This window comes from Streptomyces sp. NPDC018947 (genome assembly GCF_044390505.1).
Lineage (GTDB): Bacteria > Actinomycetota > Actinomycetes > Streptomycetales > Streptomycetaceae > Streptomyces.
Genome location: NZ_JBIRZD010000002.1, coordinates 163,134 through 187,705, shown reverse-complemented (window position 1 = coordinate 187,705; position 24,572 = coordinate 163,134). Strand labels below are relative to the sequence as shown.

At 74.1% G+C, this 24,572-nt stretch carries 20 protein-coding genes; 8 read left to right on the top strand and 12 right to left on the bottom strand.

Features of this window, described 5'->3' with window-relative positions:
- Positions 1-8: 8 nt before the first annotated feature.
- The 3 genes from ACH499_RS05545 to ACH499_RS05535 are packed head-to-tail and all read right to left on the bottom strand — an operon-like array spanning position 9 to position 3,407.
- Positions 9-827: a DeoR/GlpR family DNA-binding transcription regulator gene (locus ACH499_RS05545; protein WP_399013955.1), complete on the bottom strand. Its 819-nt coding sequence runs from the start codon at positions 825-827 to the stop codon at positions 9-11.
- Positions 828-852: 25 nt separating this feature from the next.
- Positions 853-1,857, bottom strand: coding sequence for a 4-hydroxythreonine-4-phosphate dehydrogenase PdxA (pdxA, locus tag ACH499_RS05540; RefSeq protein WP_399013954.1), 1,005 nt, complete (start codon positions 1,855-1,857; stop codon positions 853-855).
- Entirely contained in the window at positions 1,854-3,407 is a 1,554-nt protein-coding gene (locus tag ACH499_RS05535) for a four-carbon acid sugar kinase family protein (protein ID WP_399013953.1), read from the bottom strand. The genes pdxA and ACH499_RS05535 overlap by 4 nt, the downstream gene beginning before the upstream one ends.
- A 142-nt stretch (positions 3,408-3,549) precedes the next feature.
- On the opposite strand from ACH499_RS05535, the gene ACH499_RS05530 reads away from it, so the two are divergent.
- The 5 genes from ACH499_RS05530 (at position 3,550) to ACH499_RS05510 (ending at position 9,328) form a co-directional block, all read left to right on the top strand.
- Positions 3,550-4,563: an aldo/keto reductase gene (locus ACH499_RS05530; protein WP_399013952.1), complete on the top strand. Its 1,014-nt coding sequence runs from the start codon at positions 3,550-3,552 to the stop codon at positions 4,561-4,563.
- 32 nt (positions 4,564-4,595) lie between these two features.
- Positions 4,596-5,372: an HpcH/HpaI aldolase/citrate lyase family protein gene (locus ACH499_RS05525; RefSeq protein ID WP_399013951.1), complete on the top strand. Its 777-nt coding sequence runs from the start codon at positions 4,596-4,598 to the stop codon at positions 5,370-5,372.
- Positions 5,369-6,328, top strand: a complete 960-nt coding sequence (locus ACH499_RS05520) for a phosphoglycerate dehydrogenase (protein ID WP_399013950.1) — start codon at positions 5,369-5,371, stop codon at positions 6,326-6,328. Before ACH499_RS05525 ends, ACH499_RS05520 begins: the two co-directional genes overlap by 4 nt.
- A gap of 100 nt (positions 6,329-6,428) precedes the next feature.
- Entirely contained in the window at positions 6,429-7,847 is a 1,419-nt protein-coding gene (locus tag ACH499_RS05515) for an Nramp family divalent metal transporter (protein ID WP_356198437.1), read from the top strand.
- A 227-nt stretch (positions 7,848-8,074) separates the two neighbouring features.
- Positions 8,075-9,328 (top strand): M14 family zinc carboxypeptidase, encoded by a 1,254-nt coding sequence (locus ACH499_RS05510; protein WP_356198436.1) that lies wholly within the window; start codon positions 8,075-8,077, stop codon positions 9,326-9,328.
- An 84-nt stretch (positions 9,329-9,412) separates the two neighbouring features.
- Here ACH499_RS05510 and ACH499_RS05505 read toward each other — a convergent pair whose 3' ends face one another.
- From ACH499_RS05505 to ACH499_RS05490, 4 genes are all read right to left on the bottom strand, one after another.
- Positions 9,413-11,380 (bottom strand): FAD-dependent oxidoreductase, encoded by a 1,968-nt coding sequence (locus ACH499_RS05505; RefSeq protein ID WP_399013948.1) that lies wholly within the window; start codon positions 11,378-11,380, stop codon positions 9,413-9,415.
- A gap of 56 nt (positions 11,381-11,436) precedes the next feature.
- Positions 11,437-12,348, bottom strand: a complete 912-nt coding sequence (locus tag ACH499_RS05500; protein ID WP_399013947.1) for a TetR family transcriptional regulator C-terminal domain-containing protein — start codon at positions 12,346-12,348, stop codon at positions 11,437-11,439.
- Positions 12,345-13,736 (bottom strand): flavin monoamine oxidase family protein, encoded by a 1,392-nt coding sequence (locus ACH499_RS05495; RefSeq protein ID WP_399013946.1) that lies wholly within the window; start codon positions 13,734-13,736, stop codon positions 12,345-12,347. Before ACH499_RS05495 ends, ACH499_RS05500 begins: the two co-directional genes overlap by 4 nt.
- A 79-nt stretch (positions 13,737-13,815) precedes the next feature.
- Positions 13,816-14,436: a TetR/AcrR family transcriptional regulator gene (locus ACH499_RS05490; protein ID WP_399013945.1), complete on the bottom strand. Its 621-nt coding sequence runs from the start codon at positions 14,434-14,436 to the stop codon at positions 13,816-13,818.
- A 130-nt stretch (positions 14,437-14,566) separates the two neighbouring features.
- Between ACH499_RS05490 and ACH499_RS05485 the strand changes: the two genes are divergently transcribed.
- From ACH499_RS05485 to ACH499_RS05475, 3 genes are all read left to right on the top strand, one after another.
- Complete coding sequence (locus tag ACH499_RS05485) at positions 14,567-16,126, top strand: APC family permease (protein WP_399013943.1); 1,560 nt, start codon at positions 14,567-14,569, stop codon at positions 16,124-16,126.
- 66 nt (positions 16,127-16,192) lie between these two features.
- Positions 16,193-16,960 (top strand): SDR family NAD(P)-dependent oxidoreductase, encoded by a 768-nt coding sequence (locus tag ACH499_RS05480; RefSeq protein ID WP_399013942.1) that lies wholly within the window; start codon positions 16,193-16,195, stop codon positions 16,958-16,960.
- A gap of 26 nt (positions 16,961-16,986) precedes the next feature.
- Positions 16,987-17,358, top strand: coding sequence for a MerR family transcriptional regulator (locus ACH499_RS05475; RefSeq protein ID WP_399014318.1), 372 nt, complete (start codon positions 16,987-16,989; stop codon positions 17,356-17,358).
- Between the two features lie 81 nt (positions 17,359-17,439).
- On the opposite strand, the gene ACH499_RS05470 is transcribed toward ACH499_RS05475, so the two are convergent.
- The 5 genes from ACH499_RS05470 to ACH499_RS05450 are packed head-to-tail and all read right to left on the bottom strand — an operon-like array spanning position 17,440 to position 24,470.
- Positions 17,440-18,261 (bottom strand): SDR family oxidoreductase, encoded by an 822-nt coding sequence (locus ACH499_RS05470; protein ID WP_399013941.1) that lies wholly within the window; start codon positions 18,259-18,261, stop codon positions 17,440-17,442.
- Positions 18,258-20,441 (bottom strand): acetate--CoA ligase family protein, encoded by a 2,184-nt coding sequence (locus ACH499_RS05465; RefSeq protein ID WP_399013940.1) that lies wholly within the window; start codon positions 20,439-20,441, stop codon positions 18,258-18,260. The genes ACH499_RS05470 and ACH499_RS05465 overlap by 4 nt, the downstream gene beginning before the upstream one ends.
- Entirely contained in the window at positions 20,438-21,637 is a 1,200-nt protein-coding gene (locus tag ACH499_RS05460; protein ID WP_399013939.1) for a Glu/Leu/Phe/Val dehydrogenase dimerization domain-containing protein, read from the bottom strand. The genes ACH499_RS05465 and ACH499_RS05460 overlap by 4 nt, the downstream gene beginning before the upstream one ends.
- On the bottom strand, positions 21,634-23,313 hold the full coding sequence (locus ACH499_RS05455; RefSeq protein ID WP_399013938.1) for a 5-guanidino-2-oxopentanoate decarboxylase: 1,680 nt from the start codon (positions 23,311-23,313) through the stop codon (positions 21,634-21,636). Before ACH499_RS05455 ends, ACH499_RS05460 begins: the two co-directional genes overlap by 4 nt.
- The gene (locus tag ACH499_RS05450) at positions 23,313-24,470 is read right to left on the bottom strand and encodes an acyl-CoA dehydrogenase family protein (protein ID WP_399013937.1); all 1,158 of its coding nucleotides are present in this window, start codon (positions 24,468-24,470) and stop codon (positions 23,313-23,315) included. Before ACH499_RS05450 ends, ACH499_RS05455 begins: the two co-directional genes overlap by 1 nt.
- Positions 24,471-24,572: the final 102 nt, after the last annotated feature.

Below are 24,572 nucleotides of genomic sequence, written 5' to 3'. Positions count from 1 at the left end.
CGACACGCTCAGTCCCCCTCCGGCGGGGCCGGCCGGTCCGGTACCGGCTCCTCCACCGGCTCGGCCAGCACCACCCGCGTACCGCGCTCGGTGAACGCCGCCACGTCGGCGTCGGTCGCCGAGGTGTCCGTGACCAGGGTCCAGCCGGGCGGCAGGGCGGCCCACGCGTGGAACGGGGCGCGGCCCAGTTTCGCCGCGTGGGCCAGGACGTAGGTGTGGGCGGCCCGGCGGGCCATCAGTTCCTTCAGCCGGGTCTGCCGCAGGTCCGCCTCGCAGATCCCGCCGTCCGCCGTCACCCCGTCCGCGGACAGGAAGACCCGGTCGAACGTCATCCGTTCCAGCGCCGCCTCCGTCAGCGGGCCGACGAACGCCTGGCTGAGCGGACGCAACGTGCCGCCGAGGCACTCCACGTGGACGGACTCGACGTCCGCCAGTTCGTGCAGCGCCGTCAGGCCGGTCGTGGCGACCGTCAGGTCCTTCGCCGTACGCAGCTCGTGGGCCAGCGCCCCGACCGTCGACCCGGCGTCCAGCAGCACGGTCTCGCCCGGCTGGACGCGGGCCGCCGCCCAACGGGCGATGCCCCGCTTCTGCGCGTAGGCCTCCGTGGTGCGCTGACGGAGCGACGCCTCCGGATGAGCGGTCAGCGCCATCGCCCCGCCGTACGTCCGGGCCAGCCGGCCGTCCGCGGTGAGCCGGGCGAGGTCGCGGCGGATGGTCGAGGCGGTCACGCCGAAGTGCCGGGACAGTTCCTCGACGCTGGCCAGGCCGCTGGTGGTGGCGAGTCGGAGGATCTCCTCGCGCCGGGCCTGGGATCCGATGGGCGGCATCAAGTGTCCTTCGCGGTGCGTCGGTTCAGTGGGCGGTGGACATCTCGGCGGCCTGCCGCAGCGCCTCGATCATGCTACCGGCCTCGGCCTTGCCCGTACCGGCGATGTCGAAGGCCGTGCCGTGGTCGACGGACGTGCGGATCACCGGGAGACCGACGGTGAGGTTGACGCCCGCCTCGATGCCGAGCACCTTGACGGGGCCGTGGCCCTGGTCGTGGTACATCGCCACGATGAGGTCGTAGTCGCCCCGGGAGGCCAGGAAGAAGGCGGTGTCTGCGGGGAGCGGGCCGCGTGCGTCGATGCCGTCGCGGCGCACCTTCTCCAGCGCGGGGACGATCTTCTCCTCCTCCTCGCCGTACCCGAAGAGGCCGTTCTCGCCGGCGTGCGGATTGATGCCGCAGACGCCGATGACGGGCGCGGGCACCCCCGCCCGGACCATGGCCTCGTGGCCGCGCCGCACGGTCCGCTCGACCAGTCCGGGCTCGATCCGGTTGACGGCGTCGACGAGACCGATGTGGGTGGTGACGTGGATGACCTTCACCTTCTCGGTGGAGAGCATCATCGAGACCTCCTCCACGCCGGTGAAGTGGGCCAGCAGTTCCGTGTGCCCGGGGTAGACGTGCCCGGCGGCGTGCAGGGCCTCCTTGTTGAGGGGGGCGGTGCAGATGCCGTCGATCTCCCCGGCGAGCGCCAGTTCCGCGGCGCGCTTGACGTATTCGTACGCGGCGTTGCCGGCGGCGGTGGAGAGCGTGCCCCAGGGCAGGCCGGCGGGGAGCAGTCCGAGGTCGACGACGTTGATCCGGCCCGGTGCGGACTCGGCGTCCGCCGGCGTCCCGACGGTCACGATCTCGCAGTCGGTCCCGAGGATCCGGGCCGCTTCGCGCAGCCGGGCGGCGTCGCCGATCACCACCGGCCTGCACCGGTCCAGCGTCGCGGCGTCCAGCACCGCGGGCACGATCACCTCCGGCCCGATGCCGGCGCCGTCGCCCATGGTGACACCGATGAGGGGGAGGGGCTGCTGCGCGTTCACTGGGTGACTCCTTGCTGAGAGGGGCGGAGTGCCGCCGCGATACGGACGAACGAGTCCGGGCCGCCGAAGCTCCCGGGGCGGGTGACGACCGACCGGCCGTCGGTGGTCTGGCAGTGCACGGCACCGTGGTGGATCTCGCCGACGGGCCGCAGCGCGGTGATGCCGAGCGAGTCGAGCACCCGGCGGGCCGTCTCGCCGCCGGTCAGCACGAGGTCCGGGTGCCCCGGCAGCGCGGAGACGGTCCGCGCCAGCCCGGCCACGATCGCGCGGGCCGCGCCGGCCCGGACGCCGCCGTTCCCGTCGACGGACAGCACGGTCACCGAGCCGGGCGCGAGCTCGGGCAGGGGGAGGGGGCCCGCCGTCCCGGCCAGCCGTCCGGGGTCCAGCGTCAGATGCCGGGCGCCGTGCGCCACCAGCCGGGCGACCTGCTCGCCCACGACCGGCTCAGCGCTCCCGGCGACGACGAGCAGGGGCCGCTCGGCGCCGTCGGCTCCCGCCGGTGCCGGATGTCCGGCGGCCCTGCGCGCCGCCGGTACGGACGGAACGGCGGCCGGGTGGACCGGGGACCGCCGTGCCGGCGCCGACACCGCCGGGAACCGGGGTGCCGACCCGGCTCCCGGCGGGGCCGCCGAGGACTCCGGTGAGCGGGGTGACGTCCGTCCGGCCGCCGCCACGGGACTCGTCGGCCGGGAGGCCGCCACCGGTGCGGGGCCCGTGGGGCGCGCGGCCGGGCCGGCTTCCGCGGACGCGGCTCGCGCCGACGGCCCGTCCGTGCCGCGCGGGGCGAGGAGGCGGCCGAGGGCGGCCGCGAGACCGCCGCTGCCCAGGAGCCGGGTGCCCGGGCCGAGGAGCGCCGCGGCCTCGGCGATCACGGACAGGTCGGTGTCGGTCTCCGCGTCGCAGACCGGGTGCCGTCCGCGCGCCGCGACCTCCCGGAAGCGGTCGGCGAGGGCGCGGGGGCCCTGCCGTACGGTCCCGAGGGCCACGCCCGTGGTCGGCAGCGGCGTCAGTGCCTCGGCGACGGACCGCGGCGCGGCGCGCTCCTCGGCGCGCCAGGCCGCGGACTCGTGCAGCGGCACCCCGTCGACCAGGACCACGCCGTCGCGCACCACGCGCCGTGCGGCGGGCAGGGCGGTGGCGATCACCAGGGCCCCGGCCCCCTCGGCGAAGGCGGCCGCCTCCGCACCCACCGGCCCGCGCAGCAGCGAGTCGCACTTCTTGAACCAGAGCGGAGTGCCGTCCTCCACAAGGGAGTTGGCTGCGCGAAACGCGCGGCTGCCCGTGACGTCGGTTCCCCCACGGGCGCCGACCGCGGGCGCCGGGCGCACCACGGCGGCCAGCGCGGCCCGTACGGCGTGGGAGGCGGCCTCGTCGTCCAGGTACCGCGAGTCGAGGTCCATCACCAGGGCTTCACCGGAAGTGGGGGATACCTCCAGCTCGACCGGGTGCAGCACGAGCCGTGCGGGCAGTCCCAGCAGCGCGGCGACCTCCGCCGCCCCCGACAGGTCGTCGGCGAGCGCGACGACGGGTGTGTCCTCCCGACGGCACACAGGAACCTCCTTCAGTCACCCGGCGGTGTGCCCCGATGATGACATGGATTGCGCGATTCGCGCGAGACTCTTGCGCAGAACGCGCAGTCGTGCGAGCGTTCACCCACCGCACCCCGACCGCCCGCACCGGAAGGAACCCCTCGTGAGCACCGGCACCCGCCCCGGCCCGCACGGAAGCCCCCAGGGAATCGAGCTCCCGTCCGTCCCCGTACCGCTCTCCCGACTGGTCCTGGGCACCATGACGTTCGGCGACACCGTCGACCGCGCCGGCGCCGCCGCCATGCTGGACACCGCCCTCGACGCCGGCCTGACCGGCGTCGACACGGCCAACGGCTACGCCGGCGGCGAGAGCGAGCGGATCCTCGCCAAGCTGCTGCCCGGCCGCCGGGACCGGATCGTGCTCGCCACCAAGGCCGGCATCCCGCACCCCGACCAGGGCGAGAACGCACCGCTCTCCCCGGCCGGCCTGCGGGCCGCCCTCGAAGGCAGCCTCGCGCGGCTCGGCACCGACCACGTCGACCTCTTCTACCTGCACCAGCCGGACCGCCGCACACCGCTCGCCGAGACCCTCGCGACCGTGGCGGAGTTCGTCGCGGAGGGGAAGATCCGCGCCCTCGGCGTCTCCAACTACGCCGCCTGGCAGATCGCCGAACTGACCCGCGTCGCCGACGAGGTCGGCGCCCCGCGCCCCGTCGTCGCACAGCAGCTCCACAACCTCCTCGCCCGCCGCGTCGAGGAGGAGTACGCCGAGTACGCGGCGGTGAGCGGCCTGCGCACCATGGTCTACAACCCCCTGGGCGGCGGCCTCCTCACCGGCCGTCACCGCTTCGGCGCCGACCCCGCGCAGGGCCGCTTCGGCGACTCGGCACTCGCCGCGATGTACCGGCAGCGCTACTGGAACGAGGACCTCTTCGCCGCCGTCGCGAAGCTCACCGCGATCGCCGACGAAGCCGGCCTCCCGCTCACCGAACTCGCCCTGCGCTGGCTCCTGGACCGCCCCTCCACCGACGCCCTCCTGCTCGGCGGCTCCCGGCCGGAGCACCTGCGGGCCAACATCGCCGCCGCCCAGGCGGGTCCGCTGCCCCAGGACGTGACCGCCGCCTGCGACGCCGTCGGCGCCGCACTGCGCGGCCCGATGCCCGCCTACAACCGCTGACCCGGCCGACCCCAGCAGTCCGGAGACTCCCCATGACCACCGCCGCGCACTTCACCGCCGCACTGCGCGACCGCCGCCCCCTCGTCGGCTACTGGTCGCTGCTCGACTCGCCCGTCGCCGCCGAGCGCCTCGCCCGCCTCGGCTACGACTACCTCGCCTTCGACGCCCAGCACGGCCTCTTCGGCTACCAGGGCCTGCTCAACAACCTCATCGCCACCGACACCCGCGGCTCCACCGCCGTCGGCGTGGTCCGCGTCGAGGCCAACGACCCGACGTACATCGGCCGCGCGCTCGACGCGGGCGCCGCCGCCGTCATCGTGCCGCTCGTCGACACCGCCCGGGACGCCGCCGACGCGGTCGCCGCCGTGCGCTACCCGCCGCACGGCCGCCGCTCCTACGGCCCCATGCGCGCCCAACTGCGGATCGGCCCCGACCCCGCCGACACCCACGGCCAGACCGCCGTGCTCGCCATGATCGAGACCGCCGACGGGCTCGCCAACGTGGAGGAGATCTGCGCCACCCCCGGGCTCGACGGCATCTACGTCGGCCCGTCCGACCTGCGCCTGGCCATCGGCGGCAGGACCTCCACCGACCCCGATGTCGCCGAAGAGTTCGAGCAGGCCCTCACCCGCATCCGCAAGGCCGCCGAAGCCGCCGGCATCGCCGCCGGCATCCACAACGGCGACGGCGCGAGCGCCGCCCGACGGCTCTCCGAGGGCTTCACCTTCGCGTCCGTCGCCGCCGACGTGGTCCACCTCCAGCAGGTCGCCGCCGGCCACCTGGACGCCGCGCGGAAGGGCCGGGCATGAGCACACCGTCCCGCACCACCCTCATCACCACGCCCACCTTCGCCCGCCACTCGCCCGACCCCTGGAACCTGCTCGCCGACGGCGGCGCTGGCCCTGTCCGCCCGTACGACGACCGCGCCCTGCCGTACGGCGAACTGCTCGCCCGCATAGCCGGCGCCGACGCCCTCGTCGCCGGCATGGACCCGGTCACCGCCGAGGTCATGGACGCCGCCCCGAAGCTGAAGGTCATCGCCAAGCACGGCGTCGGCACCGACACCATCGACGTCGCCGCCGCCCGCGAGCGGGGCATCCCCGTCGTCTTCGCACCCGGCTCCAACTCCCGGGCCGTCGCCGAGTACACCTTCGGGCTCGTGCTCGACGCCGCCCGCCGGATCAGCGCCTCCCACACCGCCGTCACCGAGGGCGGCTGGCCCAAGCTCTTCGGCCCGGAACTGCACGGCCGGACCCTCGGCGTCGTCGGCTTCGGCCGCATCGGCCGGCTCGTCGCCGGCTACGCGCGCGCCTTCGGGATGCACGTCCTCGCCCACGACCCCCACGTCCCCGGCGACGCGGTGAGCGCGGCGGACGCCGAACCCGTCGCGCTCGACACGCTCTTGACCCGCGCCGACGTCGTCACCCTGCACCTCCCGCCCGCCGCGGCGCCCTTGCTGGACACCGCCCGGCTGGCCGCCATGAAACCCGGCGCGATCCTCGTCAACGCCGCCCGCGGCGGCCTCGTCGACGACACCGCGCTGGCCGCCGCCCTGCACTCCGGACATCTCGCCGCCGCGGCACTCGACGCCTTCGCGGTCGAACCGCTCCCGGCCGGCCACGTCCTGCGCACGGCACCCCGTCTCACCCTCACCTCCCACATGGCCGCCTGCACCCCGGAGGCCAACCGCGCGATGGGCCTGATGGTCGCCGAGGACGTACTCCGTGTCCTCGCGGGCGACGCCCCGCGCCACGCGGCCGGCTGATCCCGCCCCGCCACCCGCCACGCCACCCCCCAGTGCTTCTCCCCGCCCTGTTTGCCTTCCGCTCCGGCGACGGCGCCGGAACCAGCAAAGGAACACCGCCATGTCGACCCCCGCCACCGCCCCAGCGGCGGAGCACGCGCAGGCCGATCCGTACGCCCTGCGCCCCGAGGACGCCCGGCCGGCCCCCACGACCTTCCGGGACCGGATCCGCCATCTCGGCCCCGGCTTCGTGCTGTCGGCCGCCGTCGTCGGCTCCGGAGAGCTGATCACCACCACCGCGCTCGGCGCGAAAGCCGGCTTCGCCCTGTTGTGGCTCGTGATCCTCTCCACCGCGGTCAAGGTCTGGGTCCAGATGGAACTGGCCCGCTGGACCATTCTCAACGGACGCACCGCGCTGGAGGGCTACCGCGAGGTCGGCCCCCGCATCGGCCGGCTGAGCTGGATCAACTGGCTCTGGATCGGCATGGACTTCGCCAAGATGTTCCAGCGCGGAGGGATCATCGGCGGTACGGCGGCGGCCTGCTCGGTGCTGTGGCCCGTCATCGGCGAACCCCTCAGCTGGGGCTCCCTCGCGCTCTGGGCCGTCGCCGTCACCGTCGCCGCCGTCCTGCTGCTGCAGTCCGGCAAGTACAGCCTGGTCGAACGCGCCTGCCTCGTCTCCGTCGTCGTCTTCACCCTGGTCACCGTCAGCCTCGCGGTCGGCCTGCCCGGCACCGGGTTCGGCTACGGCACGAGCGAACTGGGCAGCGGCTTCAGCTTCGAGATACCGGCCGGCACCGTCGGCATCGCCCTGGCCGTCTTCGGCATCACCGGCGTCGGCGCCGACGAGATGACGACGTACACCTACTGGTGCCTGGAGAAGGGCTACGCCCGCTGGACCGGACCGGACGACGGCAGCGAGGAGCGCGCCCGCCGCGCCGAGGGCTGGATCCAGGTGATGCGCCTGGACGCCCTCACCGGCCTGGCCGTCTGCGTGCTGTGCACCCTGTCCTTCTACGTCATCGGCGCGGCCGTCCTCCACCCGCAGGGCCTCGTGCCCGAGGGCAACGAGATGATCACCACCCTCTCGCGCATCTACACCGACACCATGGGGCCCTGGGCCGAGTACCTCTTCCTCGTCGGCGCCTTCGCCGTCCTCTTCTCCACCCTCATCGGCTCCACGGCATCCGTGCCCCGGCTGTGGACCAATACCCTCGGCCTGCTCGGCGTCGTCGACTGGAGCGACGTCCGCGCCCGCACCCGCACCATCCGCGTCCTCACCTGGTGCCTGCCGCTGTTGTGGACCTGCTTCTTCCTGTGGATGCAGTCGCCCGTGCTCATGGTGCAGATCGGCGGCATCGGCGGCGGCGTCTTCCTGCTCGCCGTGGTCGTCGCGGTCTGGCGGCTGCGCCACACCGGCGTACCGCGCCGCTTCCGCGCCAACCCCTGGCTGACCGCGGCCCTGGTGATCAGCAGCGCCGCCATCCTGTGCCTCGGTGTGTACGGCGTGCTGAAGACGCTGGGAGCGGTGCCGGAGTAGCCCCGGCCCCGGGCCGCGGCGACTGCCGGAGCGCAGCGGCACGGGCGGTTCCGTGACACACGACGCAGGGCCCCCGCACGTGACATCACGTGCGGGGGCCGGTCCGTTCATCTCCGGCACCGGCCTTCACATACGCCCCATTGACCTTTCCTTGACCCTGGGGTCAGCATGATCCGGACCGCCCCCCACGCCGGTCCCGCCCGTCACGTCGTGAGGAGCACGCCCCCATGCGTCCCTACCCGCGGAACACCCGTTCGCGAGCGCTGCGCACAGCCGTCGCCACCGTCGCGGCCTCCGCCGCCCTCGGCTCCGTACTGGTCACCTCACCGGCCGCCGCCACGGTCACGGCCGCCGGAAGCGAGCCGGGCAACTGCAGGATCTCCGACGACCCCTCGTGGTCCGGCTGGACCGACCACGCCCAACTCGGCGCCGCGCTGCGGCAGATCGAGAAGACCAGCCAGGGCCGCGTGCAGGTCGACGTCGCCGGGCGCACCACCCAGGGCCGCGAACTGTGGACCGCACGCGTGGGCACCGGCCCGCGCGTCCTCATGGTGACCAGCGCCATTCACGGCAACGAGCGCACGGGCACGGAGGCACTCCTCGGCATCCTCAAGGAGCTCGGCGCGGCCTCGGGTCCGGAGACCACCGAACTCCTCAGCAAGGTCACCCTGGTCGCCATGCCGATGGTGAACCCGGACGGCGGCGAGCTCAACCGCCGTATCAACGTACGCTCCTGGGACCAGACCGTCGCGCAGAACCCCCAGCTCGCCGGGGCGCCGCGCGCCTGGTACCACAGCCTCAGCGGCGACGGCATCGACCAGCCGGGCTTCGACCTCAACCGGGACTTCAACCCGGACCTGGACTACGTCCCGAAGGCGTCCGACCTCCCCGGCACGCAGACCGGCGCCGGCTTCTTCCTCTCCCCGGAGTCGCAGGCGATCCGCGACACGTACGTGAAGATGCGCGACGAGAAGGGGTCCGTCGACGCCTTCATCGATCTGCACCACATGGGTCCGTGCGAGCGCATCACGGGCGGCCCCCAGGACGGCAAGCTGATCACGGTCTCGCTGGACTACCCGCCGCTCGGCGTGAACGACGGGGCCAAGTACAAGAAGCAGTGGCCGAAGCTGGACCAGGACAAGTCCCGCCGCTACGCGCTCACGGTGGCCAACGGCATCGCCGACGCCTACGGCGAGCAGTCGAGGATCGCCGCGACCGGCCGCTATCTGCACCCCGACGCGCGCGAATACGCCGGCCAGGGCCGCTCCGCCTTCGCCCTCAACGGAACCGGCACCGTCCTGTTCGAAGTCCGCGGCCAGCAGGACGACCTGGGGCAGCAGCAGCGCGGCATGTTCGTCCAGTCCGTACGCACCGGAGTGGAGTCCCTGCTGACGGGCCTCGCCACGGGCAGCGCCGACCGGGTCGACGGTGACGACTTCTTCGAGCTGCCGGACTACGGGTGGGAGACCACCGCGGACTGACCCCGGCGCAACGGGTCCTGCGCGGGCGCAGGACCCACGGCAGCGACCGGGCCCGCGGCAGGCCGTGAACCTGCCGCGGGCCCGTCAGAGCGCTGCCGCCGCCGTCAGGCCCTCCAGCACCGCCTCCTCGACCGTGCGCGGGGCGACGCAGTCGCCGACGGCGAGGACGCGGTCGGACGGGATGCCGAGCGCGACCGGGTCCGGGTCCGTGACGGGGAGGTGGCCCTGGGCGAGGACGACGCCCGCGACGCCTTCGACGAGGACCGGGCCCTCGGTCAGGGTGTGCTGGAGATAGACCGTGTCGGCGTCCGCGCCGTGGAGCCGTACGTTGGGGACGATGTCGACGCGGGCGCGCACGGCCTCGGCCAGCATGGCGGCCCGTACGTACTGCTGGAGATGCTCGCCCGCCGCGAAACCGGTCACGCAGAGGGTCACCTTGCGGCGCTGCGCGGCGAGATGGAGGGCGACGCCCAGCCCGATCCAGTCGCCGCGCCAGTCCGCCACCACGATCCGTCCGCGGGGGAGCACCGCGTCACCGCGGATCACCGACCAGGCGTCGAGCACCACCGGCTCGTCCATCAGCTCCAGGTGCGGGCGGCGGGGCCGGGCCCCGGTCGCGAGGACGACGGCGTCCGGCGCGGCGGCGGCGAGCGCCACCGCGTCGATCCGCGAACCCGTCCGGATCCGGGCGCCCGCGCGGCGCGCCTCGCCCTCCAGATTGGTGACCACGCCGCCGAACTCGGCACGCCCCGGCAGCCGTTCGGCGAGCAGCACCTGACCGCCGACGCGTCGGCCCGCCTCGTGCAGCTCCACCTCGTGGCCGCGGGCCGCCGCGACCGCCGCCGCCTTCAGGCCGGCCGGCCCGCCGCCGATCACCAGCACCCTCTTGCGCCGGGTGACGGTGGGCAGGGCGGCGAAGCGGCGCTCCCGGCCGGTCTCCGGATGCTGGATGCAGGAGATCGGATGACCGAGCTGGAAGTGGCCGATGCACGCCTGGTTGCAGCCGACACATGCCCGGATCTCCTCGACGCGGCCCTGCGCGGACTTCACAGGCAGCTCCGGGTCGCAGATCAGGGCCCTGGTCATCGCGCAGGCGTCGGCCCGTCCGTCGGCGATGATCTGTTCGGCCTCCTGCGGTTGGTTGATCCGTCCGGCCACCATCACGGGGACGCCGACGACCGTGCGCACCTTCGCCGCGAGCGGGGCGGTGTAACCCGCGGAGCGGACCATCGGCGGGGCGATGTGCTCGGCCCCGGACAGGCTGGACGAGCTGCCCGCGCACACGGAGACGTAGTCGAGGAGCCCCTCGGCGTCGAGCAGCGCCACCGCCTCCAGGACCAGGCCGGTGTCCAGGCCGTCGTGGCTCAGTTCGTCGCCGGAGACGCGCAGGCCGACGACGAAGCCGGGACCGGCCTGGTCGCGGGCGCCGCGCAGCGCCTCGCGCAGGAACCGCAGCCGGCCCCGCAGGTCGCCGCCCCAGCCGTCGGTGCGGACGTTGACATGGGGGCTGAGGAACTGCGCCGGCAGGTAGCCGTGGCTGGCGACGATCTCCACGCCGTCGAGACCGGCCTCGCGCAGCCGGCGGGCGGCCTGCCCGTACCCGTCGACGACCTCGTGGATCTCCGCCTCCGTCATGGCGCGCGGCATGACGTGGAAGCGTTCGCTGGGAGTGGCCGAGGGCGCCCAGGCGACCGGCGCGGTCCCGTCCTTCGACTCCAGGATCTCCCGGCCGGGGTGGAAGAGCTGGCCGAAGACCTTGGCGCCGTGCCGGTGGACCGCCTCCGCGAGCCGGGCGTAGCCGGGCACGCAGGCGTCGTCGGTGGCCATCAGGACGTGGGTGGTGTAGCGGGCGGACTCGTGCACACCGGACACCTGGAGCACGATCAGACCGGCCCCGCCCGCGGCGCGCGCCTCGTGATACGCGATCAGGTCGTCGGTGACCGCGCCGTCCTCGGCCAGGACCGTGTCGTGGCCCGAGGACAGGATCCGGTTGGGCACCGTCACCCCGCCGATCCGCAGGGGGCTGAACAGATGCGGGAACCGCGTCGTCATGGGTGTCCTTTCCGAGCCGGGCAGGGGCGGGGCGGAGAGCGGGGCCGGGGTGGTCGTCAGCGCAGGGTGATGTGCGGTTCGAACGCGTCGAGGAGCTGCTCGCGCATCCGGGGCACGGACATCTCGCCGTTCCCGGCCAGCACCTGGATGGCGAGTCCGTCCGCCAGCGCGGTGAACCGGCTCGTCAGCGCCTGCGCGTCGGCGTCCGTGCCCAGGCCCTCGTCCTGGCAGGCGAGGACCAGGTCGAGGACGGTCCGCCGCCAGCGGGCGTAGATGTCGCGCTGGCCGTCCCGCAGGGCGGGGTCGAGGATCGCCTCGTTCCAGGACTGCACCCACACCGACCACTCGTCGCGGTCCTCCTCGTCCGCGATGAGCTGGACGTCGATCAGCCGACGGAGCTTCTCCGCCGGACCGCGGGCGTCGCGGAACTCTTCCTCCAGGCGCTGGTGGAGACGTTCGGCGTAGTGCAGAAGGGCGGCGCGCAGGGCGTCGCCCTTCGTCGGGAAGTGGTAGTGGATCGTGCCGGTGCTGGTCCCGCAGGCGCGGGCGATGTCGGCGACCCGTACGCGGTGGAAGCCGCGGCGGGCGATGAGCCGTGCGGTCTCCCGGAGGATCTGGGCCCGGCGGGCCTGCGCGTCGAGGGCGTCGGCGCGGCGGCGCCCGTCCGGCGGCGGAGGGTTCCCGGCGGCGGGCGGCGGGCCTTCGCCGGTACGCAGGTAGTGCAGGGAGACCTCGCCCAGCCGTGCGATGGCGGCGAGTTCACGGTCCGCGAGGCGGCGGCTGCCGTTCAGCGACTTGGACAGCGCGGTGGGGTCCATGCCGATGCGGGCGGCGAACTCGCGCTGACTGACCGGCGCCGATCGCACCACCCGCCGGGCCCGCTCCGCCACGGCCCGGCCCGGGTCGCTTCCTTCCTCGGGGGCGGCCGGCCGCCCCGCGCCGCTTCCTTCCCGCCTGACGCTCGTCATCGCGTCTCCCGCCCCAGGGCCGCCAGCACTTCTCCGGCGGCGCGCCGGCCCGACGAGACGGCGCCGTCGATGTAGCCGTTCCACTGCGTCGCGGTCTCGGTGCCGGCCCAGTGCAGGGCGCCGGTCGGCTCCCGCCAGCCGCGTTCGGCGTGGGCGGTCCATCCGCCGGGTGTCGCGTACGCCGCGTAGCCGCCGCGGGCCAAGGGGTCCTGGGTCCATATCCGCTCGGTGTAGTCGCGGGGGTGACCCGCGGGCGCGCCGGCCACCGCGACGAGACCGGCCAGCACGGCGGCCCGGCGGCCGGGCTCGTCGAGGGCGGTGAAGCGGTCGAGCCGGTCGCCGTACACGAAGCCGACGAGCACGCCGCACGAGGCGTCGTCGGGCGAGTTGTCGAACACCACCCCGACGGGCCCGTCGTCGTACAGGGTCGCCACCCCGGACAGTCCCGACTCGCGCCAGAACGGCCGGTCGTAGACGGCGTGGACCTTGGCGACGCGGCCCATCCGGTTGTGCGCCAGCCAGCCGTCCCGGCTCTCGGGCAGCGCCGGCGTGAAGTCCGTCGCGCGTACGGCGTGCGGCGGGAGGGCCACGATCGCGCGGCGGGCGGTGACCACCGCCCCGGCGGTGTGGACGCGGACGCCCTGCTCGTCGTGCGCGATCGCGTGCACCGGCGCGCCGAGCAGGACCCGTTCGCCGAGCAGGGACGCGACGGCCTGCGCCGGAGCGGCCGCGCCCGCGGCGAAGCGGCTGTCCTGGGCGCAGCCGCGGGTCTCCATGAGCTGGGTGAAGCTCCCGGCCGCGGCGATGTAGAACAGCACGTGGAAGAGCGAGATGTCGTCCGGTTCGGTGCACCAGAGTCCCTGCACCGCGAGGTCCAGCCGGCGCCGGGCGTCCGGGTCGTCGGTCTCGGCGCGGAAGAAGGAGCCGGCCGTCCGGGCGTCCCATTCGGCGAAGCGGGCGGTGCGCCAGGGACGGGCGGTGTCCACCGTGCGGGCGAGCGCGTCGAGGAGTTCCGTGACCCGGACGTACTCGGCGACGCCCGGGGCGTCGGCGGGCGCGGCGCCCGTGTACGGGACTCGGGCACCGTCGTGCCAGATCTCGATGTGGCTGCCCGTCTCCCAGGTCGGGAAGGTCGGGCAGCCGAAGCGCGCGGCGAGGGCGAGGAGGTGCGTCTGGGTGGGGCCGACCCACTGGCCCCCGTGGTCGATCGTCACCGCGCCGGGCCGGATCTCGGTGAGGGCCCGGCCGCCGACCCGGTCGGCGGCCTCGACGAGGGTGACGTCCACGGCCGCGTCGTGCAGCCGGAGGGCGGCGGCGAGGCCGGCGTAGCCTCCGCCCACGACGACCACTTCGGATTCGATCAGATGCGCGGTGCTCCGTCTCTCCATGAGCCGAGAGGATGCGGCAACACTGACGGGGGAGTCAATGGTTGCCGCGCACCGAATCCGCGTACCGATGCCGGGCGGGTCAGCGGTCCGGCGTCAGGTCGCCCGGGTCGATGCCGAGTTCGCGCACGAGGGCCTCGTCCACCCACTCCAGCATCGTGGTGCGGCTCAGCGGACCCCGGTACGAGGTGGTCTGGACGGCCAGTCCGTCGAGGAAGGCGGTGATGCGCCAGGCGGCGTCCGCGGGGCGGTCGCAGACGAACTCGCCGGCCGCGACGCCCTCCTCGACCACCTTGGTGATCTCCGCCTTCCACTGCTGATCGAGGTCGTGGGTGACCTTCCGCAGGGCCGGTTCGCGCAGCGCGGCGGCCCAGCCCTCGATCCACAGCCGCCAGCCCTTGGCCTGCCCGGTGGGCGCGTACCAGCGCACCGCCGAGCGCAGTCTGCGGGTCGCGCCGACGCGGGGCCTGTGGAGCAGCTTGCGCAGATGGGCGAGGTCGCCCTGGGCGGCGTGCGCGAAGGCCTCGGCGACGAGGAGTTCCTTGGTGGAGAAGTGGTAGAGCACGAGGGAACTGCTGACTCCGAGCGCCGAAGCGACGTCCGCGATGCGCACGTTGCTCACGCCCCGGGCCTCGATCTGCTCAACGGCGACGCGCAGGATCTCCGCGCGCCGTTCCTCCACGCTCAATCGGACTCTGGCCACCGCTTTACCCTACACAGCCCTTGACAGCCCCGTGTGGCCGGACTCACAGTGCTGGCTACTGACTGGCCGTTCAGTCAGTGTGCCGCGCTCGCACGACACTCTCCCCCGTGCCGCCGTAGGAGTCCGCCCCGTGACCCAAGCACCCGCCACCCACGGCAGGGCCGAAGAGCCCGCCCCCGAAACCCCCGACCTCTCCGAGGGCTGGGGCGAACAGCGCAGCCGGCTGCGCAAGGAACTGCGCCGCTTCGACGTCCTCCTGTTCCTGATATGCACGCTCGTCGGACTCGACACGATCGGCTCGGTGGCGGCCCAGGGTCCGCAGGGGCTGACCTGGATGGCCATCCTCGCGCTGCTCTTCTTCCTGCCCTACGGACTCCTCGTCGCCGAACTCGGCTCCGCGTTCCCCGTCCAGGGCGGCCCGTACGTCTGGACCCGGCTCGCGTTCGGCCGGCTCACCGCGGGCCTCAACCAGATCCTGTACTGGATCTCCAACCCGGTCTGGGTGGGCGGCAGTCTGTGCATCATCGCCCTCACCACCTGGGAGGAGTTCTTCACCCCGCTGCCAGGCCTGTGGAAGTACGCGGCCGGGCTGGTCTTCATCTGGGGCGGGGCACTCGCCGTCGTCCAGTCGGTGCGGGTCGGCAAGTGGGTGCCGATCGCCGGGGCCGTCGCCCGCATCGTGCTGCTCGGCTTCTTCCTGGTGTCGGTCGTCGTCTTCGCCTTCCAGAACGGTGTGCACGCACTGCCCGCGGCCGAGTTCGCGCCGACGTACGCGGGCTTCGTCGCCCTCGTCCCCGTCCTCATCTTCAACTACGTCGGCTTCGAGCTGCCGAGCTCGGCCGCCGAGGAGATGCGCAACCCTCGGCGTGACATCCCGCTCTCCATCCTCCGCTCCGGCTTCGCCGCGCTGCTGCTGTACGGCGGCCCGATCCTGGGCATCCTGTTCGTCCTGCCGAGCGAGCGGATCGGCAGCCTCGGCGGCTTCATCGACGCCTGCAAGGCCGTCTTCACGGTGTACGGAGGCTCCGTCGCGGCCGACGGCACGGTCACCCTCACCGGCGCCGGCGCGGTCTTCGGCGGTGTCGCCGCCGCGGGTCTCATCATCGGCCTGCTCACCTCCGGCGTCACCTGGGCGATGGGAGCGCACCGCGCCCAGGCCGTCGCCTGCGCCGACGGGGCCGGGCCGGCCTGGCTCGGCACGATCTCCGAGAAGCACGGCACACCGGTGCGGGTGAACCTGCTCTCCGCGATCCTCGCGTCCCTCCTGCTGGTGGTCGCCCTCAACCTCACCGAGGGCGACGGCGAGAAGTACTTCGCGGCGGGGCTCGGCCTGACGATCTGCACCACCTTCATCTCGTACGTCATCACCTTCCCGAGTCTGGTGGTGCTGCGCCGCAAGTACCCCGACGCGCCGCGCCCGTACGCCGTGCCCGGCGGGCGGATCGGTGTGTGGACGGTCACCGCGCTCGCCACCGGCCTGGTCGCCTTCACGGTGGTCGTGCTGATCTGGCCGGGCTTCGGAGTGGGCTGGTTCGGCACGGAGGGCTCCCCCGCCGACTCCCTGCCGGAGGCCTTCGCCGGCCAGCGCCTCGCGTACACGCTGAGCCAGGTCGTGCCGCTGCTGATCATCGGGGTCGTCGGACTCGTCTTCTACGCCCTGGGCGCCAGGACCCGCCGTACGAAGCGCTGACCGGCGGCGCACGCGTACGCGCTTCCTCCGAGCGGTTGACCTTGCCGCCGGCGGCAGGGTTGCACGATGACGGGCATGAACGGCACCACACCACAGAGCAGCAGGATCGTCGTCGTCACCGGCGCGGGCACGGGCATCGGTCGGGCCACTGCCCGCGCCTTCGCGGCCGAGGGCGCCCACGTGGTCGCGATCGGACGGCGAAGGCGACCACTCGAGGAGACGGCGGGCGGGCACGACCGGATCGTGCCGTTGCCCGTCGACATCACCGCCGAGGGGGAGCCCGAGCGGATCGTCCGGACCGTCCTGGAGGCCCACGGCCGACTGGACGTGCCGGTCAACAACGCCGGGATCGTGCGCAGCGGCGCCCTCGGCACCCTGACCCCGGAGCTGATCACGGATCAGCTCGCCACGAACCTCGTCGCTCCCGTTCTCCTGGCCCAGGCCGCACTGCCGTCGCTGGAGACGTCGGGCGGAGTGATCGTCAATGTGAGTACGTCGGTGGGGCAGCGGGCTTGGCCCGGGAGCTCGGTCTACGCGGCCACCAAGACCGCCCTGGAACTGCTGACCCGCAGTTGGGCGGTCGAGCTGGCGCCCCGCGGGGTCCGGGTGGCGGCGGTCGCCCCCGGCCCGATCGACACGCCCATCGGTGAGCACCAGGGCCTGACGCCCGAACGGATGGCCGCGGTGCGGGAGTGGCAGCTGGCGCACACTCCGCTGGGCCGGATCGGCCGCCCCGAGGAGGTGGCCTGGGCGATCACCCAACTTGCCGCACCGGCCGCGTCGTTCGTCACCGGAGTCGTACTCCCCGTCGACGGCGGCGCCGTCGTGGCGTGATAGGAGTGGACCGGGAGGTGGGACAGGTGCGGATCGGTGAACTGGCCAGGGCGACGGGGACGACCGCTCGTGCGCTACGGCACTACGAGCAGGTTGGGCTGATCTCCTCCGAACGGGCCTCCAACGGCTACCGCGTCTACGACGAGCGGGCAGTCGTGCGGGTCCGCAACATCCGCTACCTGCTGGCCGCCGGGCTGACCCTGGACGACGTGCGCGTGTTCCTGCCGTGCCTGGACGGCGATGTCGCTGCCGCACCGCCCTCGGACAAGGGCTTGCGGGTCGCGCTGGACCGGCTGGCGGTCCTCGACGAACGGATCGCCGTCCAGACCGCGGCTCGCGACCGGCTGGCGTCCGCGATCCGGGAGCAGACGGGCGGCCGGATTTACCCGGTGGCCTGACCGGTGGGAAACCACTGACGCAACCGCACCGGCCGGCCGAGCACCCCGGCGTCGCCTGCGGCGCCGCGCCCGGCGGCGCCGCTACTCGGCGGCCGTCCGCCCGTACACCTGCTTGCCCAGCCACTGGCCGCCGTCGACCGTCAGGCACTCACCCGTCACGTAGGAGGCGCCGTCGCCCAGCAGGAACAGGGACGCCTCGGCGATCTCGGCGGGGTCGGCGAACCGGCCCGACGGGACGGTGGCGAGAACCTCGTCGCGGGCCGCCGCGGTGGCCCACAGCGCCGCGCCGGCGCCGGCCGTCTCCGTCGGGCCGGGCGCGATGCAGTTCAGGCGGATGCCCAGCGGGGCGAGTTCCACGGCGAGGGTACGGGTCATCGCCAGGACACCGGCCTTCGCGGCGGCGGAGTGCACGGTGCCGGGGTGGCCGTGCCAGGCGTACGTGGCGATCACGGACAGGACCGAGCCGCCCGTGCCCTGCTCGCGCAGCCTTCGGGCGACGGCGCGGGTGCAGTAGTACGAGCCGTTCAGGACGATGTCGACGACCGCGCGCCAGCCGCCGGGCGTGAGGTCGATGCCCGGCACCACGAAGTTGCCGGCCGCGTTGTTGACCAGGCCGTCCAGTCGGCCGAAGCGCTCGGCCGCAGCGGTCACCAGCGCGTCCACGGCCGCCGGGTCCCGGACGTCGGTCGGCACGGCGAGGGCCTCCCCGCCGGCCTTCTCGACGAGGGCGACGGTCTCGTCGAGGCGCTCCGGGGTGCGGCCCGCGACGGCGACCTTCGCGCCCGCGCCGCTCAGCGCCAGCGCGATGGCGCGGCCGATGCCGCTGCCGCCGCCGGTCACGATGTACGTACGGTCCGCGAAACGGGCGGCTTCTCGCGGGCTCGGATCGGCGTTCTGGGTCATGCCGGCACTCCATGGGCGTCGAGGGCGACCGCGCCGCCCGGATGGACGAGCAGCGGATTGACTTCGAGCTCGGTGAGCTCGGGGTGTTCGGCCGCGGCCCGCGCCAGTGCGCACAGCGCGTCCGCGGCGGCTTCCAGATCGACGGCGGGCGCCCCCCGCCAGCCGGTGAGCAGGGGGGCGTGCCGCAGTGAGAGCAGCAGGTCGCGGGCGCGCCGCGGAGTCAGCGGGGCGAGGGCGAGGGCGGTGTCGGCGAGCAGTTCGGCGGTGACGCCGCCGAGGCCGACCATGGCGACGGGCCCGAACGCCGGGTCGTACCGGACTCCGGCGATCAGTTCGACGGAGTGGGGGTGGGCGACCATCTCCTCCACCGCGTACCGGGTGGCGCGGGTGGCCGCACGCATCCGGGCGAAGGCGGCGCGCAGCCCGGCCTCGTCGGTGATGCCCAGGGCCACGCCGCCGGCCTCGGTCTTGTGGGCCAGGCCCATCGCCTTGAGGACCAGCGGATATCCGATGCGGCGGGCGGCCGCGACCGCCTCGTCGGCGGTGCCGACGAACGCGGCGGCGGGGAAGTCGAGCCCGTGCGAGGCGAGGAGCGTGCGCACGGTCCCGTAGTCCCCGTCGCGGACCCGGCCCGCCGTCGGCGGTCGGTTCGGCAGCACGGGCGGCGGCTCCGGGACCGCATGCCGGTGGCGCGCCGTGTACGCGAGGGCGGCCGCGGCCTGCTCGATGCGTTCGTAGACCGGTACACCGTGCTCGCGGAGAACCCCGAGAGCAGGGGTGTCGCGGGCCATGGTGTGGACGACGAGCAGGCGTCCGGTGTCCCGGGCGGCCCGCGCCAGCTCGCGGGCCACCTCGCACTCGTGGGCCCCCTGGTCGGGGTTGGCGGTGGCGTAGTCGCCGAAGTATCCGGTGAGCACGGTCGCGTCGGTGTCCCCGGCCGCCAGCAACGCGGCGGTGATGCGGGCGTAGTTGCGGAGATCGGCCTCCCCGGCCCCCGCCAGGTCGACGGGGTTGCCGCCGCCGGCCCGGCCGGGCAGATGCGCGGCGACGGCGGCCCGGGTGGCCTCGTCCAGCACGGGGACGTCCAGGCCGCGAGCCGCCAGGGCGTCGGCGGCCAGCGCCCCCTGGCCGCCGCTGTCGCCCACCACGGCGACGCGGAGGGGGCGGGAGGGGGCGGGGGAGTCGTCGGCGTGGGTGGCGGTGGCGGCGGTGCGGGCCGCGCCGACGTGGCCTTCGTCGGCGTGAGCGTGCGCCTCGGCGGTTCGCGGGACCGTCGGGGCCACGACCACTCGGTTTACGGCCGAGTGGTCGGCCCGGCGTCCCGTCGCCGTCATCAGCACCGCCGTGTCGACCAGTTCACCGGCCGACTCCAGGAGCAGCGCGCCCGTGTCGCGGCAGGCCGCTTCCACCACCGCCCGGGTGCTGACCAGGGCGCCCGTGTGGGAGGCGGCGGCGCGGCCGGAGGCCTCGCTGCGCCCGAGGGTGAGCAGGAGGACGGGTTTGCCCGCGGCACGGGCGGTGGCCAGGGTGCGGGCCAGGCGCCGTCCGTCGTGGAAGTCCTCCACGTAGGCGGCGACGACGCGGGTCGCCTCGTGGGAGATCAGCGCGTCGAGCGCGTCCGCCGCGACGATGTCGCGCTGGTTGCCGAGCGACACGAACCGGGAGAAGCCCTGCCCGGCGCGGGCCAGGAGCCTGCCGATCTCCAGCGCGAGGTTGCCGCTCTGCGACACGAGCCCGACCGAGCCGGACGGGAAGTCCCCCCAACTGAGACGCAGTTCGGTGGTGGTGTCGACGACGCCCATGCAGTTGGGGCCGAGCAGCCGTCCGCCGTGCGCGGTGACGAGGGCGGCGAGCTCCCGCTCCTCGTCGGGCCCGGTCCCGCCGGACGTGATCACGGTGAAGCACCGGGCGCCGGCCGCGAGTCCGTCGACGACGACCGGCCGGACCTGCTGCGGCGGCACGGCCACGACGACGTGCTCGGGAACGGTCGGCAGGGAGCCGAGGTCCGGCAGGAACGGTACGCCGTCGAGCCCGCCGCCCCGCTGGTTGACCAGGTGGACGGTGCGGCGGGTGCGGCCGGCGAGGGCTCCGGAGGCCAGCCAGTACCCCCATTTCGCACGGTTGGCGGAGGCCCCGACGACGGCGACGGAGCGCGGGTCGAAGAGGGCGTCGAGGCTCATGCGTACCAGCCGAAGCGTTCGGCGATCACCGGCAGCCGGTCCGCGACGACGCCGTGCGCCGCTTCGCGCGGGCTGGTTCCGTCGCGTTCGGCCCGGGTGAGCACCTGCTCGACGAGAGCGCGCATGGAACGCCGGATGTGGGCGAAGGCCTCGTCCGCGTCGGGACCGATGTCGCCGAAGAGGGTCCACCACCACCAGGCGTTGGTGGCGGAGTTGACGACCACGTCGGGCAGGACGGCGACACCGCGGGCGGCGAGCAGTTCCTCCGCGTCGGGCAGCACCGGCATGTTGGCCGCCTCGACGATCCAACGGGCCGTGACGGCCACCTGGTTGCGCGCGTCGATCGCATAGGACACGGCTGCCGGGACCAGTACGTCGGCGTCGGCGGAGAGCCAGGCGTCGCCGGGCAGTTCGCGGTCGCCGGGGCGCAGGGCGGCGCGGTCCACGGTCCCGTACGCGTCACGTGCCGCGAGCAGCGCTTCGACGTCCAGGCCCGCGGGGTTGGCGATCGTGCCCTTCACGTCGGCGACGGCGATCACGTCCAGCCCGGCCCGGGCGAGGAAGCGGGCGGTCGCGCCGCCCATCGTCCCGAAGCCCTGCACCGCCACCCGGGTCCCGGCGTGCGGGGCGCCTGCCCGGTCGAGTGCCGTCAGGACCGACTCGGCGACGCCGCAGCCGCCGGCGAGTTCGTCGAGCCCGATGCCGTCCACCTCGACGGCGAACGCGTCCGCGAGCCGGCCACGGGCCGCGGCCTCGTCGTCGAGCAGCGGGTACACGGCCTGGATCGAGGAGACCAGTCCGGCCTCGGCCGCCGCCCGGTCGACCAGGTCCTGGGTGAGTCCGAGGTCCTCGCCCGTGGTCCAGAAGCTCTCGATGTGCGGGCGCATCGCCCGCAGGTAGCGGACCAGCACGCCGTACGCCTCGGGGTCGCGCGGGTCGCAGTCGATGCCGCCCTTCGCGCCGCCGAGCGGGATGTACCGGCCCTCGGGGTTGTAGTGCAGTGCCTCCTTCATCGTCATGCCGCGGGCCAGTCCGGCGACCTCGTCGAGGGTGCAGCCCGAGCGCATCCGCAGCCCGCCGCTGGACACGCCGCGCACGAGGCGGTCGATCACCAGATGCCCCTGACGTCCGGTGACGTGGTCCGTCCAGGTGACGGTCATCAAGGGGGCGGACGTCGGAGCGGGCGTGGGCGTCATCGGGGCGTCTCCTCGGGAACGGTGACGATGGTGGGTCCGGGGGTGGCCAGCGCCGCGGCCAGGGCGTCGGCGAGTGCCTCGGGCGTACGGACGGCGGTGCCGTGGCCGCCGTAGGCGCGGGCGAGGGCGGGCAGGTCGACGGCAGGCAGGTCGACGGCGGTGGGAATGTCGCCGCGGGCCGCCATCTCGTCGCGGATCTCGCCGTAGCCGCCGTTGTCGAAGACCACGACGGGGAGCGGGAGGCCGAGCTGGGCGGCGGTGGCGAGTTCCTGCACGGAGAACTGGAGACCGCCGTCGCCGCTGAGCGCGACGACCTGCCGCTCGGGGGCCGCGGTCTTGGCGCCGATCGCGGCCGGCAGCGCGTAGCCGAGGGTGCCGAAGCCGGTGGGGTGCAGGTAGCGGCCGCCGGGCGACAGGGGCAGGTGGGGCAGTGCGCCGTAGTAGCAGCACTGGGCGCTGTCGGAGGTGATGACCGCGTCCTCGGCGAGGACGCCCCGCATCGCCTTCAGGTACGGCAGCCAGCGTGCGTCCCGCGTCCGGGTCTCGTCGTCGCGTGCGGTGCGCAGGGCGGCGACGTCCGTGTGAGCCGCGGAGGAGCCGAGGGCGGGAGCGTGTGCTTCGGCGGTGCCCGCGCGTTCGGCGAGCAGGGCGCCCAGGACGCTGCGGGCGTCGCCGACCAGGGGCACGTCCGCGCGCAGGCCCGCGTACATCTGGGCGGGGTCGAGGTCGACCCGGATCAGGACGCCGCTCGGCGACGGCAGCGGGGACCAGAGGTCGGACTCGGCCAGCTCCGTGCCCACGGCGAGTATCACGTCGCGGTCCGCGAGCCACGTCTGCACCGCCGGGCTGTGCAGGGACACGCCGAGGGACAGCGGGTGGGCCTCGTCCACCACGCCCTTGCCGTTCGCGGTGGTCAGCACCGGCGCGCCCAGCCGCTCGGCGAGCGCCAGGCACTCGGCGGCGGCCGCGCGGGCCCCGCCGCCGAGCACCAGCGCGGGCCGGCGCGCCGCGTGCAGGGCGTCCGCCGCGCGCGCCACGGCCGCCGGATCCGCTGACGTGGGCACGATCGGCGGTGCGAGCCGTACCGCCCCCGCGGGTTCGACGGTCTCCAGCAGGTCCAGCGGTATCTCGATGTGTACGGGGCGCGGACGGCCCGTGCGGAAGAGGGTGAACGCGCGGGCCACCGCCGCGCCGATCTCGTCCACCGACGAGACCCGGTGGCTGAACGCGGCAACGGCGCGCAGGGCGTCGGTCTGGCTGCGCATCTCGTGCAGCAGACCGGTGGACTGGCGGGGGTGGCGCAGCGGCATGCCGGGCGAGACCACGAGCAGCGGCACGCTGTCGGAGTACGCCTGGCCGACGGCGGCCGCGATGTTGAGCAGCGCGGGGCCGGTGGTGGTGATCGCGACGCCGGGCCGGCCGCTGAGCCGGGCGTACGCGTCGGCGGCATAGCCCGCGCCCTGTTCGTGTCGAGGCGTCACATGCCGGATGCCCCGGCGCTGGAGCTGCCGGTATATCTCCAGGTTGTGCGTCCCGGGGATGCCGAAGGCGTCGGTGACGCCGTGCGCGGCGAGCGCGCGGACCAGCGCCTCGCCGCCGGTGAGACACGCACCGTGCTCCGGCGCCGCGTCCGTCCCGAGGGGGCCGCGGCCGTCCGTCGTCGGGGGCGTCGTCATCACAGCCCCCGCGCGATGACGAGGCGCATGATGTCGGAGGTGCCCTCTTCGATCTCCTCCAGTTTGGCGTCCCGCATCCACTGCTCCACCGGGTACTCGCGCGAATAGCCCCAGCCGCCGAGGGTCTGCACCGCCGCCCAGGTGCAGTACGCGGCCGTCTCCGAGGCCGTCAGCTTGGCCATGGCGGCCTCGGTCGTCGCGGTCTGGCCCGCGTCCAGGCGCTTGGCGGCGCACCAGGTCATCAGCCGCGCCTGCTCCACGCGGGTCCGCATGTCGGCGAGCCGGAACGCGACCGCCTGGTGCTCGATGATCGGCTTGCCGAACTGCTCCCGGGTCCGGGCGTAGTCACGGGCGTACTCGTACGCGGCGCGTGCCACGCCGGTGGCCGCCGCGCCGAGCACGACGCGGGAGACGTCGAAGGTGCGCATGAGCCCGCCAAAGCCCTGTCCCTCGTCGCCGAGCCGGTTCTCCTCGGGTACGAAGGCGTCGGCGAAGAAGACCTCCCGGCAGACGATGGCGCGCTGCCCCATCTTCCGCATGGGCTCTCCGAAGGTGACGCCCTCGGTGTCCTTGCGGAGCAGGAAGGCGCTCACGCCGCGCGAGCGCTGCGCCGGATCGGTCTTGGCGAAGACGACGTACTGCTCAGCCTCGCCCGCGTTGGAGATCCAGGCCTTCTGGCCGTTGAGGAGATAACCCCCGGCGGTGCGGGTGGCCGTGGTCACGATCGAGGCGGCGTCGGAGCCGGCGCCGGGCTCCGTGGTGGCCAGCGCGGTCATGGGGGAGTCGGGGCCGGTCAGCGGGGTGAGCCAGGTGCGCTTCTGCTCCTCGGTGCCGAGTTCGAGCAGCGGGTCGGCGAAGAAGCCGTTGGAGCAGAGCAGATTGCCGATGCCGAGGTCGCCGACGCAGAGCTCCTCCTGCACCAGGCACTGGGTGAAGACGTCGGTGAAACCGCCGCCGCCGTACTCCTCGGGAAGCATGAAGCCGGTGATGCCGACCTTGGCGGCCTCGCGCCACAGGTCCCACGGCGTCTCGACATCGGCCTCGTCCACGGCGCGCGCCCGCGGACGGATCTCGTCGCGGGCGAAGGCCCGGGTGAGTTCGACGATGCCACGCTGCTCGGGGGTGAACGGAACCAGCTCGGTGGGGAGGTCGGCCATGGTGCCTCCAGATGCGGCAACGAGTTACTGACTGAACCATCAGTCAGTATCTGGAGGTGTGAGCGACCCTGTCAACGCATCGGACACCGGTAGGCGGCGATC